This window comes from Kribbella kalugense, from assembly GCF_004365875.1.
GTDB lineage: Bacteria > Actinomycetota > Actinomycetes > Propionibacteriales > Kribbellaceae > Kribbella > Kribbella kalugense.
In genome coordinates, this window is sequence record NZ_SODF01000001.1 from 637608 (window position 1) to 655271 (window position 17664).

18 protein-coding genes are annotated in these 17664 nt (G+C 67.3%); 13 read left to right on the forward strand and 5 right to left on the reverse strand.

What is annotated here, in order from left to right:
* Window positions 1-8 precede the first annotated feature (8 nt).
* A complete protein-coding gene (locus EV650_RS03035; RefSeq protein ID WP_238173996.1) occupies window positions 9-1745 on the reverse strand; it encodes a DUF4832 domain-containing protein in 1737 nt (578 codons plus the stop codon).
* A 55-nt stretch (window positions 1746-1800) separates the two neighbouring features.
* Window positions 1801-2946, reverse strand: a complete 1146-nt coding sequence (locus EV650_RS03040) for an ROK family transcriptional regulator (protein ID WP_134115088.1) — start codon at window positions 2944-2946, stop codon at window positions 1801-1803.
* 170 nt (window positions 2947-3116) lie between these two features.
* Here EV650_RS03040 and EV650_RS03045 point away from each other — a divergent pair, with 170 nt between their 5' ends.
* Window positions 3117-4097, forward strand: a complete 981-nt coding sequence (locus EV650_RS03045; RefSeq protein ID WP_134115090.1) for a Gfo/Idh/MocA family protein — start codon at window positions 3117-3119, stop codon at window positions 4095-4097.
* Window positions 4098-4108: 11 nt separating this feature from the next.
* The gene (locus EV650_RS03050; RefSeq protein WP_134115092.1) at window positions 4109-5101 is read left to right on the forward strand and encodes a Gfo/Idh/MocA family protein; all 993 of its coding nucleotides are present in this window, start codon (window positions 4109-4111) and stop codon (window positions 5099-5101) included.
* 48 nt (window positions 5102-5149) lie between these two features.
* On the opposite strand, the gene EV650_RS03055 is transcribed toward EV650_RS03050, so the two are convergent.
* On the reverse strand, window positions 5150-6058 hold the full coding sequence (locus EV650_RS03055) for an SDR family oxidoreductase (protein WP_134115094.1): 909 nt from the start codon (window positions 6056-6058) through the stop codon (window positions 5150-5152).
* Between the two features lie 87 nt (window positions 6059-6145).
* Here EV650_RS03055 and EV650_RS03060 point away from each other — a divergent pair, with 87 nt between their 5' ends.
* Complete coding sequence (locus tag EV650_RS03060; protein ID WP_134115096.1) at window positions 6146-6709, forward strand: TetR family transcriptional regulator; 564 nt, start codon at window positions 6146-6148, stop codon at window positions 6707-6709.
* Here the strand turns inward: EV650_RS03060 and EV650_RS03065 are convergent.
* Window positions 6666-7892 (reverse strand): low temperature requirement protein A, encoded by a 1227-nt coding sequence (locus tag EV650_RS03065; protein WP_202874343.1) that lies wholly within the window; start codon window positions 7890-7892, stop codon window positions 6666-6668. The two genes, EV650_RS03060 and EV650_RS03065, sit on opposite strands and share 44 nt — an antisense overlap.
* A 148-nt stretch (window positions 7893-8040) precedes the next feature.
* Between EV650_RS03065 and EV650_RS03070 the strand changes: the two genes are divergently transcribed.
* From EV650_RS03070 to EV650_RS03095, 6 genes are read left to right on the forward strand one after another with little or no spacing between them, the layout of a single operon-like run.
* Window positions 8041-8796: an SDR family oxidoreductase gene (locus EV650_RS03070; RefSeq protein WP_134115098.1), complete on the forward strand. Its 756-nt coding sequence runs from the start codon at window positions 8041-8043 to the stop codon at window positions 8794-8796.
* Window positions 8793-9005, forward strand: a complete 213-nt coding sequence (locus EV650_RS03075) for a hypothetical protein (RefSeq protein WP_134115100.1) — start codon at window positions 8793-8795, stop codon at window positions 9003-9005. Before EV650_RS03070 ends, EV650_RS03075 begins: the two co-directional genes overlap by 4 nt.
* Before the next feature lie 13 nt (window positions 9006-9018).
* Window positions 9019-9879 carry an RNA polymerase sigma-70 factor gene (locus EV650_RS03080; protein WP_134115102.1) on the forward strand — a complete coding sequence of 287 codons (861 nt, stop codon included), beginning with the start codon at window positions 9019-9021 and terminating at the stop codon, window positions 9877-9879.
* Window positions 9880-9891: 12 nt separating this feature from the next.
* Window positions 9892-10269, forward strand: a complete 378-nt coding sequence (locus tag EV650_RS03085; protein WP_134115104.1) for a sigma-70 family RNA polymerase sigma factor family protein — start codon at window positions 9892-9894, stop codon at window positions 10267-10269.
* A gap of 23 nt (window positions 10270-10292) precedes the next feature.
* Window positions 10293-11366, forward strand: a complete 1074-nt coding sequence (locus EV650_RS03090; RefSeq protein ID WP_238173997.1) for an LLM class flavin-dependent oxidoreductase — start codon at window positions 10293-10295, stop codon at window positions 11364-11366.
* Entirely contained in the window at window positions 11363-12034 is a 672-nt protein-coding gene (locus tag EV650_RS03095) for an NADPH-dependent F420 reductase (RefSeq protein WP_134115106.1), read from the forward strand. Before EV650_RS03090 ends, EV650_RS03095 begins: the two co-directional genes overlap by 4 nt.
* Here EV650_RS03095 and EV650_RS03100 read toward each other — a convergent pair.
* Entirely contained in the window at window positions 12031-12906 is an 876-nt protein-coding gene (locus EV650_RS03100) for an EamA family transporter (protein ID WP_134115108.1), read from the reverse strand. The two genes, EV650_RS03095 and EV650_RS03100, sit on opposite strands and share 4 nt — an antisense overlap.
* Window positions 12907-12978: 72 nt before the next feature.
* Here EV650_RS03100 and EV650_RS03105 point away from each other — a divergent pair, with 72 nt between their 5' ends.
* The 4 genes from EV650_RS03105 to EV650_RS03120 all read left to right on the forward strand — a co-directional run bounded on the left by EV650_RS03105 (window position 12979) and on the right by EV650_RS03120 (window position 17658).
* Window positions 12979-13887 (forward strand): LysR family transcriptional regulator, encoded by a 909-nt coding sequence (locus tag EV650_RS03105; RefSeq protein WP_134115110.1) that lies wholly within the window; start codon window positions 12979-12981, stop codon window positions 13885-13887.
* A 131-nt stretch (window positions 13888-14018) separates the two neighbouring features.
* A complete protein-coding gene (locus EV650_RS03110) occupies window positions 14019-14366 on the forward strand; it encodes a hypothetical protein (protein ID WP_134115112.1) in 348 nt (115 codons plus the stop codon).
* 14 nt (window positions 14367-14380) lie between these two features.
* On the forward strand, window positions 14381-16573 hold the full coding sequence (locus EV650_RS03115) for a hypothetical protein (RefSeq protein ID WP_134115114.1): 2193 nt from the start codon (window positions 14381-14383) through the stop codon (window positions 16571-16573).
* Window positions 16570-17658, forward strand: coding sequence for a hypothetical protein (locus tag EV650_RS03120; RefSeq protein ID WP_134115116.1), 1089 nt, complete (start codon window positions 16570-16572; stop codon window positions 17656-17658). The genes EV650_RS03115 and EV650_RS03120 overlap by 4 nt, the downstream gene beginning before the upstream one ends.
* Window positions 17659-17664 lie beyond the last annotated feature (6 nt).

Here is a 17664-nt window from a genome sequence, read left to right on the forward strand (position 1 = left end):
TCCTCGAACTAGCTGACGGTGAGGGTCTGCAGGAGCGAGTTCATTCCGGTGGCCGCGTCCCAGGTGCCTTGGTTCGCGAGGCGGATGGAGTACTCGGGGCGAGTGGACAGGAGGGGATCCGGCAGGTTCAGTAGCAGGGAGTACGAACCTGCCGGAAGACTGGTCGGCAGCGTGAGGGTCTGCGACACGGTGGTCGACGTACCAGCGGTCCAGCGACGTGGGTCGGAGTTCATCGCGAGCTTGTAGGTGGAGCCGGTCGACGTGTTCCGCAGTACCAGCTCGAGGTTGCGTGGGTTGAACGGTGTCGAGTAGCCGTCGTTGTGGACGGTGAACGAGATCGGCAGGCTGCCGCCGGGGGATGCGGTCGCGGGGTACGTGCCGGACTCGAGGCGGAAGCGGTAGCCGAGATTCTTGCTGATGTCGGCGAGGCAGCCGCCGGTGTTCCACGAGTTCAGGACGGTCGGCTCGTAGTCGGTATTGATGAACGACCAGTGGAACTGCGCGAGCTCGCTGGTCGCGGTCGGGCAGTCCGAGCGGGGTGGGTTCGAGCCGCAGGTCTCGCCGCCCATCGCGACGTACGTCGTGTCGGCCTGGAGGTACGGGTACTCGACGGCGGTGTTCTCGTAGGTGCCGAAGTCGTCGGGGCTGGCGAGGAAGCAGTCGTTGTGATGACCGATCCGAGGCAGCGCCGAGCCGTTGTAGGCGTCGCTCGGTTGTACTGCGCTTGTCGAGTACATGGTCCGCTTGAACTTCGGCGTACGGAGCTGGATCATCCGGCTCGACGGAACGACGCTCAGCAGCTTGTCGGTAACGGCCTTGCGGTTGGCCCAGTCCGTGCTCGAGACAGTGCCGGCGTTGCCGAAGTTCTGCGTGTAGTACCACTCACCCCACGCGCCGATCAGCCCTGCCTGGACGACCGCGATCACGTCCTGACCAGCGCTGAGGTACGGCGCCAATTGGTCGAGATGCGCCAGGATCCGGTCCTTGGTGGTGTCGTCGCCCGCGGTCGAGGTGGTGTAGGCGAACCGGAGGACCATCTTGAGACCGGCCGCGCGGACGGTGTTGATCTGCTGCTGGAGTTGGTCGAGCGCGGCCTGGGCGATCGGGCCGTTCTTGTACTCGGCCAGGTAGAACACGCACATCACCAGCGAGATGCCCTGGCCGGTGCGGTAGCTCTCCAGCGTGCTCTGCGAGAAGTCGGCTTTGTCGCAGTCGCCGGTGTGGTGGTAGAAACCGCGCTCCGGATTCGCGAAGTTCTCCGAGGACGGTGTGTAGGTCACGTCGCCGCTGGAGCCGCCGCCGGAGTACGTCTGGGTGTACTTCGTTGAGGTCTCGAGGGGAGCTTCGACCTGGAAGATCAGGTCGGCGTCGCCCGGGGTGGCGGTCTCGGCGAGGTCGGCCCGGTCGACTGTCCACTGGGCGACTCCGCCGGTGCGGGAGAAGGTGACCGTGCGGACGAGCGTCCAGCTCCAGCCGGTGCCGGTGTGTTGGTAGAGGGAGCCGTTCTCCAGCAGGTAGTCGGCGCCGATGCCGGCCTGCGCGAAGCCGGTCGACGGGTTGCGGTCGGTGTCGACGTACGCCCGGAGGAACTGCGGGGAGCCGGTGTAGGAGAAGCGGTAGGTGACGGTGGTGGCGGTATTGGTCGCGGTGGCGCCGCTGATCGTGGCTTGGGCGGGGGAGACCAGGAGGGCGGCGAGCAGCGCGCCGACGACGAGTGCACTGAGCAGGCGGAACGGACGCATCATGCTTCCTCTCGCTGGGCGGGCGATGAGGATAATCATGGAGTCCAGGGAAATTATGTCAAGGTCTCAGGCCGGTGGTGATGGTGGATTCGACCTCCTCGAGCGCCAGCCGGACGGCGCCGAGCGCGACCCCTTCGTCGGCGAACGCGGACACCCGGATCTCCGGAGTACGCAGGCACCAGCGGTCGAGCTCACGCCGCAACGGCTCCACCATCACGTCCGCCGACCGGGAGAACCCGCCCCCGATCACGACCAGCTGCGGGTCCAGCGTCAGCACGAGGGCGGAGGTCCCAACCGCAAGATCACGCACGTAGTCACGAACCGCCTGCAAAGCCCCCTGATCACCCGCCCGAGCAGCAATAAACACACTCTCGAACCCAACCGACGTCGAGGCGTCCCGCCGGGTCGTGGTCTCGAGCCACGCGGTGAGGTGTTCGGGGGCTCTTAGCCAGCCTGCTGCTGGTAGGGCGCCGATCTCGCCTGACCAGTTGGCGAAGCCTCGGTGGAGTTTGCCGTCGATGATGAGGCCCGCGCCGGTGCGGAGGCCGGCGAGCAGGAACACCACGTCCTTCGCGTAGCGAGCGACCCCGTGCCACGTTTCGGCGAGGGCGGCGAGTTTGCAGTCGTTCTCCACCCGGACGGGGCCCGGCACCAATCGCCGTACATGAGCGGCGAGATCGACTCCGCTCCACTCCGGGAGCGAGTCGGAGAGCATCACCTTGCCGGAGCCGTCGACGAGGCCCGTCGTCGCCACGCCGGTGGACCAGATCTGGCCCGCCTCGACGCCGGCTCCGGTCAGCGCCTTCGTCACGCAGCGGTCCATCACGGCGAGCCGCTCGCGCCGACCCGCCTCGGGGTCGACCGCGATGCGCGTCTGGTTCAGCACTTCGCCGTCGAGATCGGTGACCAGGGCAAGCACCTTGTGACCGCCGATGTCGACCCCGAGCAACCGGCCGGCCCCGGCGTTGAACCGGTACCTCCGCGCAGGCCGCCCGACGGACCCCAGCGCCGGCGCGACCTCGGCCAACCAGCCGCGTCCGAGCAGGTCGCGTGCAACATCTTCGGTCGACGCCCGGGACAGCCCGGTCCGCTTCGACAACTCGGTGAGCGTGAGCGGCTGATCGCCCCGCAACTCCCGCAGTACGGCGGATGCGTTGAGCTGCCGCAACCGGGATAGATCCCCGCCGACCGGCTCCTCGCTCATCGCGGCTCCTCACGTTATCCAGGACTCCCGGATAACTATAAGCACTCGGACTGCGCACGGATCTCACCGTGTGGAAGGGCGCGCCGCACCCCTGTCCAGACCTGATGACAACGTTGTACCGTGATCTGCCGACGGTCGATTCGAAACGTTTTCGCATCAGGAGGACCAGAGTGTCCAACCCACTCAAGATCGCGACCCTCAGCTTTTGGCACGTCCATGCCGGCGACTATTCGAGGCAGGCACAGGCACATCCCGGGACGGACCTGGTGGCCGTCTGGGACGACGACGCGGACCGCGGCAAGTCCGCCGCCGAGCAGTTCGGGGTGGAGTTCACCGACGACCTCGACGCGCTGCTCGCCCGCGACGATCTCGACGGCGTGGTGATCACGACGCCGACCGACGTACACCGGGACGTGATGGTCAAGGCGGCCCGGGCCGGCAAGCACATCTTCACCGAAAAGGTCTTGGCGCCGACGGTCGCCGAGGCCGAGGAGATCGTCGCCGCGACGGATGCGGCCGGCGTGAAGCTGACGGTGTCCCTGCCGCGGCTCTACCACGGCTACACGCAGGCGATCAGGGAGGTGATCGACGACGGCACGCTCGGCACGATCACCTACGGCCGGGTCCGGCTCTCGCACGACGGCGCCATCCCGCGGGACGGGGTCGAGGGCTGGTTGCCGCAGCGGTTCTTCGAGCCGTCGACCGCGATCGGCGGCGCGCTTACCGACCTGGGCTGCCACCCGGTCTACCTGACCCAGTTGTTCCTCGGCGCGCAGCCGGACACGGTCAGTGCGACGTACCGCTCGATCGCCGAGCGCGGTCTCGAAGACAACGCTGTCGTGGTCGTCGGGTACCCGGACCAGAAGATCGGCGTGATCGAGGCTGGGTTCGCCAGCAACAACCCGTTCACGATCGAGCTGTTCGGCACCGACGGGACGCTGACGTACACCGATGCCGGCAATGTGCTCACCGTGAACGGCGAGCAGGTGCCGGTGCCCGAGCACTCGCAGGACGCCTTCGCGCAGTGGGTCGACCACATCAACAACGGCACCCGCGCGGACGAGAACATCGCCCGCGCGACCGAGTTGACCCGATTGGTGGTGGCCGCGAACGAGGCCGCCAAGACCGGTAGCGCCATCGCCTACAGCTGAGGAGTACTCCGATGATCAAGGTAGGACTCATCGGTGCCGGCGGGATCGCGTCGGCCCACATCAAGGGATACCAGCAGCACGCCGACAAGATCGGTATCACCGCGGTCGCGGATGCCGTCGAGGAGACGGCTGCGAAGCGCGGCGAGGAGCTCGGCGCCACGCCGTACACGGATTATCGCGAGATGCTCGCCAACGAAGACCTGGACGCGGTCGACATCTGTCTGCCGCATCACCTGCACCGGGACGCGATCGTCGCGGCGGCGGAGGCGGGCAAGCACGTCCTGTGCGAGAAGCCGCTCTGCCTTTCGGCCGAAGAGGCAGCGGATGTGCGCAAGGCGGTCGTCAAGAGCGGTGTGACGCTGATGTGCGCGCACAACCAGCTGTTCATGCCGGCGGTGGCGAAAGCGAAGGAGTTGCTGGAGGCCGGCACGATCGGCACGGTCTACGAAGTACGGACGACCGACAGCTTCTACAACGACTTCGACCCGAGCTCGATGGGCTGGCGGGCCAGCGCCAAGACAAGTGGGGGTGGCGAGCTCATCGACACCGGGTACCACCCCACTTATCTGATGCTGCACCTCGCCGGCGGGCTGCCGGTCGAGGCCACCGCGATGCTCTCGACGCACCGGTTGAAGTTCATGGAGGGCGAGGACTCCGCGCAGGTGCTGATCAGGTTCGACAACGGAGTCGTCGGTCAGCTGGTGACCAGCTGGGCCTACCAGCCGGCCGCCTCGACCGAACGCTTCTCCGCCGTCGGCGAACTCGGCTCACTGACCAGCGACGGTACGACGTTGTCCTACCGCCTCCGGTCCGGCGAGACCGAGTCCTTCGACTTCGAACCGGTTGACACCTTCATCGCCGAGATCGGCCACTTCGCCGACTCACTCGCCGGCAAGACGCGTCCGCTGCACACCGAGGAGGAAGGCATCGCCGTCCTCGGCATCCTGCTCGCCGCGTACGAAGGCTCCCGCTCGAAGACCATCGCGCCGGTCCTGAAGGTCTGATCGTTGCGTCCGAAGAAGTGTGGTCTACAGCCCACACTTCTTCGGACGTCAGGCCTCGTGGAAGTAGAACGGCTTGGCCAGGTCGTCGAGCAGGTCCGGGTGCGTCGGGTGCCAGTCGAGCAACTCGGTCGTCCGGGTCGCGGTCGCCGGGTTGTCGATGGTGGCGAAGGTCGCCAGGAACCCGAGGTACTCCGGCGCCTGCTCGGGCGTGATCGAGCCGGCCGGGAGGTTCAGCCCATGACCGATCGCCTCGGCAAGTCGGCGCACCTCGATGCCTTCGTCCTGGACGGCGTGCAGGCGACTGCCTGCGGGAGCCGACTCGAGGGCGAGCCGATAGAGGCGGGCGGCGTCGAGGGTGTGCACGGACGGCCAGCGGTTCGAGCCCTCGCCGACGTACGCCGCGAACCCGTTCTTCCGGGCGAAGGTGATCATCGAAGGCGCGAAGCCGGTGTGGTCGAGCTCGCTGTGGGTGATCGGTGGTAGCCGGACGATCGACGTGCGAATGTCCTTGGCGGCCGCGTCGATGACGAAGTTCTCCGCGTCGATGCGGTAGCCGCTGGGCAGGGTGTCGTCCTCGGTTCCCGTGCGGTCGAGCGCGGCGAAGGCGAGCATGCCAGTGCCCGACGTCCCGACGAACGGCTTGCCGGTGCCGGCCAGAACCTGCGTCATCGCGCGGATGGCGGCGAGGTCGGTCTCCGCTGCGCCGGCCCGGTCGCCGGTAACCATCCAGTCGTGCCGGAAGGCGAGGTGTACGACGCCGTCGGAGGCGTCGGCCGCGGCGCGCAGGCCGTCGAGGTCGTTCAGGTCACCGCGGACCACGTCGGCGCCCCACTCGGTAAGCCTGGCCGCGGACGCGTCGGAGCGGGCCAGGCCCGCGACCGAGTGGCCGTGTTGCAGGAGATCCGGGACGAGGGCGGAGCCGACGTGACCGGACGCTCCGGTGATGAAGACGCGCATGAGAGTTCCCTTCGAGTGATGTCATTGACTGACATCACGATGCTACACCTTCTGATGTCAGTCAATGACATCAGCTAGGATCGATCCATGGGACGGTGGGAACCGGATGCGGCCGGGCGGCTGCGTGAGGCGGCGATGGCGCTCTATGCCGAGCGCGGGTTCGACGGCACGACCGTCGCCGACATCGCCGACGCGGCTGGTGTCACCGCACGTACGTTCTTCCGGCACTTCGCGGACAAGCGCGAGGTGCTGTTCGCCGGGTCCGAGCAACTCGAGCAGCACATGGTCCTGGCGCTGGCCGAGGCGCCGACCGAGGCGACTCCGATGGAGGCTGTCGCTGCGGCTGTCCTGGCCTCGGCCGAGTTCTTCGACGGGATGCGCCGGGACTACTCGCGACGCCGCGCGGCGGTCATCACCGCGACGCCCGAGCTGCGTGAGCGCGAGCTGATCAAGATGGCTACGTTGACGTCCTCTCTCACCAAGGGTCTGCTGGACCGCGGCGTCGCCCCGGACGTCGCCGCGCTGGCCGCCGAGACCGGGGTCGCAGTCTTCCGGGTGGCCTTCGAACGCTGGCTCGTCGAGCCCGACAGCGTCCTGATCGCCGACGTCATCCGCTCGACCCTGAAGACTCTTTCGGGCCTGACTGCCTGACGCTCTCGCTCCACGAGGCGATGCCGACCAAGGCGACGCAGGTGGCGGCGATGAGCGCGAGGTCGGCGACCGATCCGATCTGCGGTGTCGCGATCGGCAGCACGAGCAGGACCGCGACGCCGGCAATCGCCGTACCCAGATAGGCACGGGACGGCTCCGAGATGATCCTGTGCACGCCCCACAAGAGGCCGACGAAGCAGGCGGCCGGTATGGCGACGGCGTAGCTCGCGGCGGTGGGGGAGAGGTGCAGCTCGTGGCTGGTCTGCTCGACGACGACCTCCAGGCCGGCGCCGAGGGCGGCGAGCGACGCGAAGATGCCGAAGTGTCCGTAGCCCCAACGGTACGAGCGGTCTCGCCGGTCCTCGAGCCGCGGGCCGGCGGGATGCAGGAAGTACAGCCACCACAACGCGAACAGGATGACCAGGCCGCAGCCGGCGACCGCGATCAGTTCGGCTCCGACCTCGGTGTCCTCGACGGCCCGGCGTACGCCGTTGGACGCGGCCAGGACCGCCTCGCCCAGCAGGATGATCGTGAACAACCCGTACCGCTCGGCGATGTGGTGCGGATGCCAGTGCGTGGCCCGCGGCCGCTCGGCCCAGAGCGGTACTGACAACTCGAGGATCGCCAGGATGATGAAGGCGGCGAGCAGCACGCCGTCGGACGCGCCGCTGTCAGCCAGATACAGCCGGGCGAACCAGCCGACCTGCAAGGCCCCGATGCCGAACGCGTACCGGAACGCCGTACGACGTGAGTCCGGATCCTCGATGCCTGCGCGCAACCAGAGCGAGATCAGCCCGAGCCGCATGACCAGATAGCCGACCGTGATCATCAGGTAGTCGCCGTGGTCCGCGGCCGGCGGGACGCCGGCGGCGAGCAGCAGCACGCCGGCCATCTGCACCATGGTCAGGATCCGGTACGTGACGTCGTCGGTGTCGTACGACGAGGCGAACCAGGTGAAGTTCATCCACGCCCACCAGATCGCGAAGAACACCTGCAGGAACGGCAGCACCCCGTCGCCGGCATGACCGTCGGCGATCGTGTGCGCGAACTGCTCGGTGACCGCGGCGACCGCGATCACGAAGGTCAGGTCGAACAGCAGCTCCAGCTGGCTGGAGACCCGGTGCGGCTCGTCGATCGGCCGCGCCGTCATCCGGACCCGGATGCGGATGGTCGGGTTAGGCACGGCGGCTCCGTTCGTCGTCGGTCGTCAATCAATGAGACAGCACACAGGTCGCGGATGTGACTGTGGTGCGGCTGTCACAAGGCCGAGGGGTGCCCTGTCTTATCTGGTGACGGCTCGAAATTCTGGAATCAATCGAAGGAGTCCTGCGATGAAGATCGTCGTGATCGGCGGCACCGGCCTGATCGGCACCAAGTTGGCGGCGAAGCTCACCGAGCACGGGCACGAGGCGGTGCCGGCCGCGCCGAGCACCGGCGTGAACACCATCACCGGTGAGGGGCTGGACGAGGTCCTGAAGGGCGCCGACGTGGTCGTCGACGTGGCCAACTCGCCGTCGTTCGAGGCGGGGCCGGTGATGGAGTTCTTCAAGACCTCGACCGGGAACCTGCTGCAGGCCGAGGATGCGGCCGGGGTCCGGCACCATGTCGGGATCTCGATCGTCGGCACCGAGCGGCTGCCGGACAACGCCTACTTCGCCGCCAAGATCGCCCAGGAGGAGCTGATCAAGGGCTCCGGCATCCCGTATTCGCTGGTGCACGCGACCCAGTTCATGGAGTTCGTCGCGGCGATCGCGGACGAGGGCACCTGGGACGACGGCAAGGTGCACATCGCGCCGGTCGCGTGGGCGCCGATCGCCGCCGAGGACGTCGCCGCGAACCTGGCTAGAGTCGCGACCGGTACGCCGCTGAACGGGCGGATCGACATCGCCGGGCCGGACGAGTTCCGGATGGACGAGTTCTTCCGCAAGGCCTTGGCGGAGCGCGGCGACGCCCGCGAGGTCGTCGCCGACGAGCACGCCCGGTACTTCGGCTCCGAGCTGACCGAGCGCAGCCTGGTCCCGATCGGCGAGGCCACCCTCGGCGAGCTCCACTACGACGAGTGGTACGCCGGGCAGGCCGGCCGATGAGCAACGAGGAGCAGTTCCTGCGGCAGCTCGAGGTCGAGGTCGACGCTGACATCCAGCTGAACGCGGCAGGCACACCACCCGAGGACGATGCCGACTGGTTGCTGGATCCGTATGAGGCGCAAGCTGAAACGGCCGATCTGCACAGCCTGAAGGCTGCGATCGAGGTCTTGGAAGGCGAGGATCAGCCGTATCCTCCAGCGGAGAACTGACAGAGGGGTGTCGATGGAGCTCGACGACGCGGTCGTGGTGTTCAACGAGGCGCGGCCGCGGTTGATGGGGATCGCTTACCGGATGCTGGGCAGTCACAGCGAGGCCGAGGACCTGGTGCAAGAGGTGTGGCTGCGCTGGCAGGCGGCGGACCGCAGTACGGTCCAGAGTCCGGTGGCGTACCTGTCAACCGCGGTGACCAGGCTTGCGATCAACGCGAGCCAGTCCGCCCGTGCCCGTCGGGAGACGTACATCGGTCCCTGGCTGCCCGAGCCGGTCGACACCAGCGCCGATCCTTATCTCGGTGCTGAGCGCGGCGAGGCGTTGAGCTTCGCCGTACTCCTCGTGCTCGAACGGCTCTCACCCACCGAGCGCGCGGCGTACATCCTCCGCGAGGCCTTCGACTACCAGTACGACGAGCTTGCCGCCGTGCTGCAGTCGACCCAGCCGGCGGTGCGGCAGCTCGTCAGCCGGGCACGCAAGCGGATCCGGGCAGAACGCCGTACCGAGGTCAGCGGAGGCGAGCAGAAGAAGTTGCTCACGGCATTCGTCGCGGCGGCGCGATCGGGCGATCTTGGTGAGCTGGAGCAGTTGCTGGCCAAGGAGGCGATCAGCTACTCCGATGGCGGCGGCGTGGCCCGGGCGTCGAAGTTCCCGGTGGTCGGGCGGGAGCGGGTGGCGAAGTACTACCGCGCGTTCCACACCCGGTTCTGGCAGGGCGTCGAGGTCGAGCTCGGCACGATGAACGGGCAGTCTGCCGTGATGTGCAAGCGCGACGGCGAGCTGTTCGCCGTCTGCACCGTGATCGCGTCGCCCGACGGCATCGACGAAGTGCTGTGGATGATGAACCGGTCCAAGCTCACCGCCGTCGCTTGAGCTGGAGGACCTATGTTCAAGCGGAGCGATCATGCCGTCGTGCACCGGTTCGCGACAGCATGCCGGGCCGGCAGCCCCGGTGCGATTCGAAGTCTGCTGGCGCCGGAGGTGGTCGCGGTCAGCGACGGCGGTGGGCGGGTGCTCACCGCGGTGAGCCCGGTCCGTGGGCCGGAGCTGGTCGCGCGGTCCGTGACAGAGCTGATGAGTCCGGACATCGCGTTGAGCGTCGAGTCCGTCAACGGCGAGCCTGGTGTCGTACTGCGAAGAGCCGGTGGAGTGGTCGCTGTGGTCAGTCTGAGGGTGGCGGGCGCGAAGGTCGCCGCCGTCTGGATCATCCTGAACCCCGACAAGCTTGGGCACTGGAATGAACCCCGCCCGGTTCGGTGTTGACATGTCAACCTAGACTTGTTGTGGTGACTGGACAGGAGAGTGTGGACATGGCCGAGGTGGCTGCGTTGAATTTCGGACTAGACACCTTCGGGGACATCCCGGTGGACGACAGCGGCGCACCGGTGACGGCTGCCGCCGCGATCCGGCAGGTTGTCGACGAGGCGGTGCTGGCGGACCAGATCGGCGTGAACGCGATCGCGCTCGGAGAGCACCACCGGCCCGAGTTCTCGATCTCTTCGCCGGAAACGGTACTGGCGGGCATCGCGACCCAGACCTCGAACATCAAGCTCGGCTCCGGTGTGACCGTGCTGAGCTCGGACGACCCGGTGCGGGTGTTCCAGCGGTTCTCCACCGTCGACGCGCTGTCGAACGGGCGCGCTGAGGTGATCCTCGGGCGTGGTTCGTTCACCGAGTCGTTCCCGTTGTTCGGATACGACCTGAAGGACTACGACGTGCTGTTCGAGGAGAAGCTGCAGTTGTTCGTGCAGCTCCTCGACGAGAAGCCGGTGACCTGGGAAGGGACCGTCCGGGCCGCGCTCGACAACATCGACGTCTACCCGAAGACCGAGTCCGGCCGGCTGACCACCTGGGTCGGAGTCGGCGGGTCGCCGCAGTCCGTCGTACGCACGGCGTACTACGGGTTGCCGTTGATGCTCGCGATCATCGGTGGGGCTCCGGACCGGTTCGCGCCGTACATCGATCTGTACAAGCGGGCGGCCGGGGAGTTCGGGACCGTCGCGCATCCGGTCGGTATGCACTCGCCGGGGTTCGTCGCTGAGACGGACGAGCAGGCGAAGGAGATCTACTACGGGCCGTACAAGGTGATGCGGGACCGGATCGGCGCGCTGCGCGGCTGGCCGCCGTTGAAGCGTGAGGAGTTCGAGTCCGAAGTACTGCACGGATCGATGTACGTCGGTTCGCCGGAGACGGTCGCCCGCCGGATCGCAGCCGCGGTGAAGACGCTCGGGGTCGAGCGGTTCGACCTGATCTACTCGGGTGGGCCGCTGCCGGTCAGCGCGCGGATGAAGGCTGTCGAGCTGTACGGCACGAAGGTGATCCCGCTGGTGCGGGAGATTCTTGCGGAGGAGTCGAAGTGACGACGATCGGGATCCTGGGGGCCGGGAAGGTGGGAACCGTCCTGGCCCGGCTCGCGGTCGCTGCCGGCTACCGCGTGCTGATCGCGGGATCGGGTGAGGTTTCCCGGATCGCGCTGATCGTGGACGTGGTGACGCCGGGCGCCATCGCGACAACGGCCGCCGAAGCCGCGGCCGAGGCCGATGTCGTGATCCTGGCGCTGCCGCTCGGGAAGTACCAGACGATCCCGGTCGAGGCGTTGCGCGGCAAGCTCGTCATCGACGCGATGAACTACTGGTGGGAGATCGACGGCATCCGCGACGACCTCACCGACCCACGCTCGTCGTCGTCGGAGCTCGTCCAGGAGTTCCTCCCGGAGTCCCGCGTCGTTAAGGCCTTCAACCACATGGGCTACCACGACCTGGACGAGGGAGCCCGCCCCGCCGGCGCCTCTGACCGCAAAGCAATCGCGATCGCGGGGGAGCCCGCGGACGCGGCCGAGGTCGCGAAGCTCGTCGACGCGCTCGGCTTCGACCCGGTCGTCGCCGGCCCGCTGTCCGACGGCGTGCGGCTGGAGCCGCACACCGAGATGTTCGGCGCCAACGTCACCGCGGGCGAGGTGCGCACCCTCCTCGACCGCTTCCCCGAAACCCAACGCGGCCAACTGGTAGCCAAAGCCCGCACTGCCTAACCAACCACCCCATCGGCGACCGGAAGTCCGTCGCTGGTGGGGTGCTTTGCGCCTCGCTCGGCGCCGACTCCGGCGGCCACCACGCACGCGATGCCGAAGACTTGGAGGAGACCCGGTGCTTGGCTGAGGAAGATCCAGCCGATCAGCAGGGCCAGCGCCGGCTCGAGGCTCATCAGGGTGCCGAAGACGCCTGCGTCGAGTCGGCGGAGAGCCAGGTATTCCAGGCTGAACGGGATCACCGGCAGGAGCAGCGCCAGCCCGAAACCGATGCCGACCAGCTGCCACGTCATCACCGGGATCGTGCTCGGCCCGGCGATCACCGTCGCGACCACGGCGGCGACAGGAATCGACACACCCATGCCCTGCAGGCCGGTGACGTTCCCACCGACATGCTGCGTGAGCACGATGTACGCCGCCCAGCACGCGGCCGCACCCAGCGCGAACAGCACGCCGAGACCGTCGACCGAACCGTGCCACGGCTGGGTCAGCAGCATCACCCCGGCGAACGCCAACCCTGGCCAGATCAGCCTGCCGCGACTCCGAAGTACGGCGACCGATAACGGGCCGAGGAACTCCAGCGCACTCGCGGTACCGAGCGGCAGCCGGGCCACGGCGGCCATGAACAGCAGCGTCACCCCACCGGTCGCGATGCCAAGACCGACTGCGGCCAGGAACGAGTTGCGGTCGAACGAACTCGGGCGCGGCCGGAACAGTACGAGCACAATCAGCCCAGCGCAGGCCAGTCGCAGCCAGGCCGCACCCTCCGGCCCGACCCGGTCGAAGAGCCCGACGGAGGCGGCCAGTCCGAGCTGGACCATCGTCATCGACAGGACCGCGAAGGCCACGCCGGTCCGGCTGTCATGTCTGCGCATGCTTTCCAGTGAAGCTCGCGATTTCATTCGCGTCCACGTGTTAATCCTGGACAAATCGTTCATGATTGATGAATGGAAGTACGGCGTCTCGAACTCCTCCTCGCCCTGTCCCGGCAGGGCTCGATGCACGCGGTCTCGGAGACCCTCGGCGTCACCACGTCGACCGTTTCGCAACAGATCGCCGCGCTGGCCAAGGAGGTCGGTACGCCGCTGCTCGAACGCGACGGTCGCCGCGTGCGGCTGACGCCAGCGGGCCGACGACTAGCCGGGCACGCGGTGAACATCCTGGCCGCGCACGAGGCAGCCCGCGCAGACCTCGATCCGTCGGCCAAGCCGGCCGGAACAGTTCGCGTGGCCGCCTTCCATACCGTGATCCGGGACAGCCTGCTGCCCGTCGTACATCAGCTGGCCGCCGAGCATCCCGCCGTACGGCTGGAGATCCAGGAACAGGAACCACCCGAGGCGCTCGCCCTGCTGGAACGCGACCAGGTCGACCTCGTCCTCAGCTACGACTACAACCTCGCGCCCGCCGCCGTGGACCCGGCGCTCGAATCCTCCCCACTCTGGGAGTCGACCTGGGCACTCGCCGTACCGTCACGCTCCCGCCGCACACCCGGTACGACGGCCGACGTCCTAACCGCCTTCGCCGACAGCGACTGGATCGTCAACTCCCGCCACACCGCCGACGAACACGTGGTCCGAACCCTCGCTGCCCTCGCCGGATTCGAACCCCGCATCACCCAACGCGCCGACACCCTCCAACTCGTCCACGAAATGATCGTCGCCGGCCTCGGCGTCGCCCTGATGCCCGCCACCTACCCCAAGTCGACCGGCGTCTCACTCCGCGGGCTCCGCGACCCCGAACCACGAATGCGCGCCTACACCCTCACCCGCCGAGGCCGCACCGCCTGGCCGCCGTTGTGCCTCGTCCTCGGCCTGCTGTCGCCCACCCGTAAGCGACCGACCACGATCGGCTTGTAATTCGGCAACAAATCACTCACAGGTGTAGTCCTGAATAGTTGCGCGTTGAGCCTTTGCGTAGTCGTCACTGTGCGCTACGCTCCAGCAATTGGGTCGCCGGGGAGGGGTGGCCCAAGGGGGGAGTTGTGGTGATGTCTGATGTAGTGAGTGAGGCTGCGCAGGTTCTGGTGCCGCTACTGGCGGCTGGGGCGAGCACTGCGGTGGAAGAGGCCTCCAAAGAAGCGGGGAAAGAATTCGCCCACGCTGTCGGGTCGGTCGTCGAGCGCATCGGGAAACGTCTGCGCGGAGCGCCGAAAACGACGGAACTGGCTGCCACTTTGCAGGCCTGTGTCGACGACGACACGATCAAACTGGCTGACCTCAAGGAAATCGTGCGTTTGTCCAGGGCGCGTGTCGGTGATACCCACGTGAAAGTCACCGGTGACAACGCCAAGGTCCTGACCGACCCGATCTTCAACGACCCGGTCACGTTCAACTAGCCGGCTCGAAGGTCATGGCGGAGGAACGGGAGGCCTCCGCGGGTGACGAGCGCCAGAACGGCGATCAACAGCCCGCAGAGGCAGCAAAACAAGGGGAAACAGGCACGTCCAAGCCGGCCGGGGAAGCTGGCGACGAGGCCGAGAAGTCGACTCCACAGGAGTCGTCAAAGGTGCCGAAGGAGAAGGAAGCGCCGGAGAAGGTCCGATCGGACCTGGACGAGGATGCGACTACTCCGACGCAGTCCGTCGACGCCGATGTCCGCGCCAAAAACGCGTTGATCAACCCGAACTTCTATGGCGCGGTGTTTTTCCAGACGAGTTCCGGAAGGCGACGGCACTCGAGCAACCAGACTGGGCTTGCCGCCGACCTGGCGGAAAGGCATGTCGAATCTGGGACGTTGACCGCACTGGGTGAAGCATTGTCCGCCGGCGGCGCGATTGTCGCGGTGTGTGGCACCTCTGGTATGGGAAAGAGATCTGCCTGCCTGGTCGCCCTCCACCGCGCCGGAATGACGCCGATATTCCGGCTGCCGGGCGATCTCGGGTTCGAAGATGTGGCTGGTTCAATCGAACAGCTGAAAACAAAGCATGAAAACGCTTGCTTCCTGATGGCGAATGCTCCGGTGTCGTTCGTGGAGACACTGAACGATTTCGAACTCGAGATGCTGAAAGAGAAGCTGGGCGAGTCGGGGCACTCCCGGTTGCTGATCACGACGCACGGAACGCCGTCGAAGACCGATCGGACCATGGTCGTCGTCCAGGCAACGGAGGTGCCGAGGTTCGCACTCGTCACGGCGTACTTCGAGCGGCACCCGGCCGACGACGAGACCGTACGGCGGATCAGGCGGGTCACCGGCGCGCAGTCCGGGACGGTCTCGTTCGCCGTACTGGACACCATGGTCGCCAGGCTCCGCGCGGAACCGGACGCGTCCGACGACGATCTCCTGCGGGCGTTGCCGGGGGTGGTCACGACGGACGCGCTCGACACCTGGTTCGAGACCGAGCGATCGGCGCGCGACGTCGCCGCACTTGCCTGTGTGGTGACCTGCGAGGGCGCGCCGCGGTCGGATCTGGAAGAGCAGATCGACATCCTCGAGGCCAAGCTGCTCGGGGACGACGCGAAGCCGGGCTTTCGGAGGACGTCCGCCGCTGCTCTGGCCGAGGGCCTGGTCACGACGACGACCCGGCCGGTGGAGTCCCGGTACGGCGGGGTCCACGACGAGTCCGTTTACGTGCTCGAGGAACGTCTTGACCGGCATCAGGCGCTGGAATATCTCTGGGAGCATGAGGGCGCCGGATTCCGCACAGGAGTCCTGAGTTGGCTCACGAAGCTGGCCGGCCGTCCGTCGGAGTTGTGGGCGGGCGCGGTCTGGGCCGCCGGGGTGCTGCTGACGATCGACCCGCGCTACGTGGAGTCGAATCTGATCCGTCCGTGGGCGCTGGGTCGCTACTGGCCATCGGTCGCGGCCGCGCAGGCTCTTGGAGTTCCGACGATTCTGAACATTCCCAGCGACATCGGCCAGCGTCTGGCCGATGCCTGGATCGCCGGCAGCAGTTTCGACCTCCGGTTCTGCGCGATTGTCGCGTACGGCGGTCTGCTCGGCGCGTGGGACGTCGAGTCCGAGGCGCCGGTCCGGCTCTGGCTCGAGACGTTCGCGGAGGACGATCTGGCGCCCGTCGCCGCAAGACGGCTCGGGATGCTCTGTGCTGCCGGCGACGACGCTCGGCTGGTCCGGTTGACGGTGCTGAACCTGCTGCTCGAGATCTCGTCCGGTCAATGGGCGGGGACCAGGCCGGAGATGCGGCAGGCGATGTGGGTCTTCGGGTATGCCGTCGACTCGCTGGCCGACGAGGACGAGGCATCGTCGGATTCGCTCCGGTCACTGCTGGGCGGCGAGGAAGCAGAGGCGAGGGACGCCTTCGTCGAGCTGCTGGCGAGGACCTGGTCGGCGCCATACGCACGGTGGGCCACGGAGAAGACCGTCACTGCCTTGGTCCATGCGGTGGAGGGCGAGGTGATCGAGCGGCGGGTTCTGGCCGAGCTGATCCGGTGCGCGAAGGACGCCGCCAGGAAGCTCGGCACTCTCGCCGAACTGGGCGGAGCACTATGTCGTGCGCTGGCCCTGGAACGCCGCAAGAACCCAGACGGCGTGGTCGCACGCCGGCTGCTGGATCAGTTTTTTCCGACTCGTGAGGTGACCAGATGACACAGACCCAGATCGATCGCCCGCTGGTGGTGCGCAGCGGCACGTTCGAACCAGACCGGCGCCGGTTCAAGTTCCGTCGGCTGCCCCTGGAGCTACCAGACCTCGAGCACGGTCAGCAGTTGATCCTGCTCGACAGCACTGGGCAGGCGACGATCGCGACCGGATCCACCGGCGGCGAGCGTGCCTTCGCCGGCTACGTGTCGTGGGTGGTCGTCGACGGCGGCGGACGGGACCTGCAGCTCGACTACGACGATGTCTTCAGTACGTCGTACGCGCGCTACACAGTCACCGTCGACGCGCATGTGGACGTGTATATCGACGCCGGCTTCGGGCGTCAGCTCGCACTGTCCGGCATCACCTCGCTCGAGGCGCAGTTCCGCCCGACCCTGTCGGCATTGCTGAAGCGCACGCTGCGGAATCAGGAGTTCCCGACCGAGAACCTGGCTGATCCGGTCCTCCATCTTCGCAAGCTCGCGGAGGACCTGCTGAACGACGAGTTGGTCGGCAGGACGCTGGCCGACCTCCCGCCCTGGCTTACGGTGACTGTTCGCGACATCGTTGTCCGCGACGACGCCGCGGCCGCCGGTCACCTTGCCGAGCTGCGCCACGCACGGAATGCCAAGCAGCTGACTCTGGCCAAGGGTGTCGACAAGCTGGCCGGTCTCGAGCTGACGCTCAAGCAGCGAGAGCTTCTGGAGCAAGCGATCGGCGGCAACCTGACCTCGGCCAGTGGCATGGCGATGGAGCAGGTGCTGCTCAATCCTTCTGCACAGAACATCCAGGCCGCCATCCAGACGCTGCAGGCGTCGGAGGCGAACGAGCAGACCATGTTCCTCAAGTTCGTCGAGCAACTTGACGGCCGCGATCTCGCGGCTGATCCGGAGAACCCGGCCAAGGGCGTCGCGGCCTTCATAGACGCCCAGCGGCACCGCGACGTGATTGCCGCGGTCAGCGCGGTCGACGCCACGCCGGATCCGCAGGTGGAGAGCGGCCCAGCGACCGATCGTCCCAGTCCGGCGCACCGTGCGGACCCGGCCGACGACGACCACCGACCCGACGACTCGAATTTCAGCCAGGACGGGTGAGGTGCG

Bases quoted from the DNA above. Each gene is read 5' to 3' on its own strand.
- EV650_RS03035 (WP_238173996.1), bottom strand. From the start codon at position 1,745: ATGATGCGTCCGTTCCGCCTGCTCAGTGCACTCGTCGTCGGCGCGCTG.
- EV650_RS03115 (WP_134115114.1), top strand. From the start codon at position 14,381: ATGGCGGAGGAACGGGAGGCCTCCGCGGGTGACGAGCGCCAGAACGGC.
- EV650_RS03055 (WP_134115094.1), bottom strand. From the start codon at position 6,058: ATGCGCGTCTTCATCACCGGAGCGTCCGGTCACGTCGGCTCCGCCCTC.
- EV650_RS03100 (WP_134115108.1), bottom strand. From the start codon at position 12,906: ATGCGCAGACATGACAGCCGGACCGGCGTGGCCTTCGCGGTCCTGTCG.
- EV650_RS03050 (WP_134115092.1), top strand. From the start codon at position 4,109: ATGATCAAGGTAGGACTCATCGGTGCCGGCGGGATCGCGTCGGCCCAC.
- EV650_RS03105 (WP_134115110.1), top strand. From the start codon at position 12,979: ATGGAAGTACGGCGTCTCGAACTCCTCCTCGCCCTGTCCCGGCAGGGC.
- EV650_RS03110 (WP_134115112.1), top strand. From the start codon at position 14,019: ATGTCTGATGTAGTGAGTGAGGCTGCGCAGGTTCTGGTGCCGCTACTG.
- EV650_RS03060 (WP_134115096.1), top strand. From the start codon at position 6,146: ATGGGACGGTGGGAACCGGATGCGGCCGGGCGGCTGCGTGAGGCGGCG.
- EV650_RS03040 (WP_134115088.1), bottom strand. From the start codon at position 2,946: ATGAGCGAGGAGCCGGTCGGCGGGGATCTATCCCGGTTGCGGCAGCTC.
- EV650_RS03085 (WP_134115104.1), top strand. From the start codon at position 9,892: ATGTTCAAGCGGAGCGATCATGCCGTCGTGCACCGGTTCGCGACAGCA.
- EV650_RS03075 (WP_134115100.1), top strand. From the start codon at position 8,793: ATGAGCAACGAGGAGCAGTTCCTGCGGCAGCTCGAGGTCGAGGTCGAC.
- EV650_RS03070 (WP_134115098.1), top strand. From the start codon at position 8,041: ATGAAGATCGTCGTGATCGGCGGCACCGGCCTGATCGGCACCAAGTTG.
- EV650_RS03080 (WP_134115102.1), top strand. From the start codon at position 9,019: ATGGAGCTCGACGACGCGGTCGTGGTGTTCAACGAGGCGCGGCCGCGG.
- EV650_RS03120 (WP_134115116.1), top strand. From the start codon at position 16,570: ATGACACAGACCCAGATCGATCGCCCGCTGGTGGTGCGCAGCGGCACG.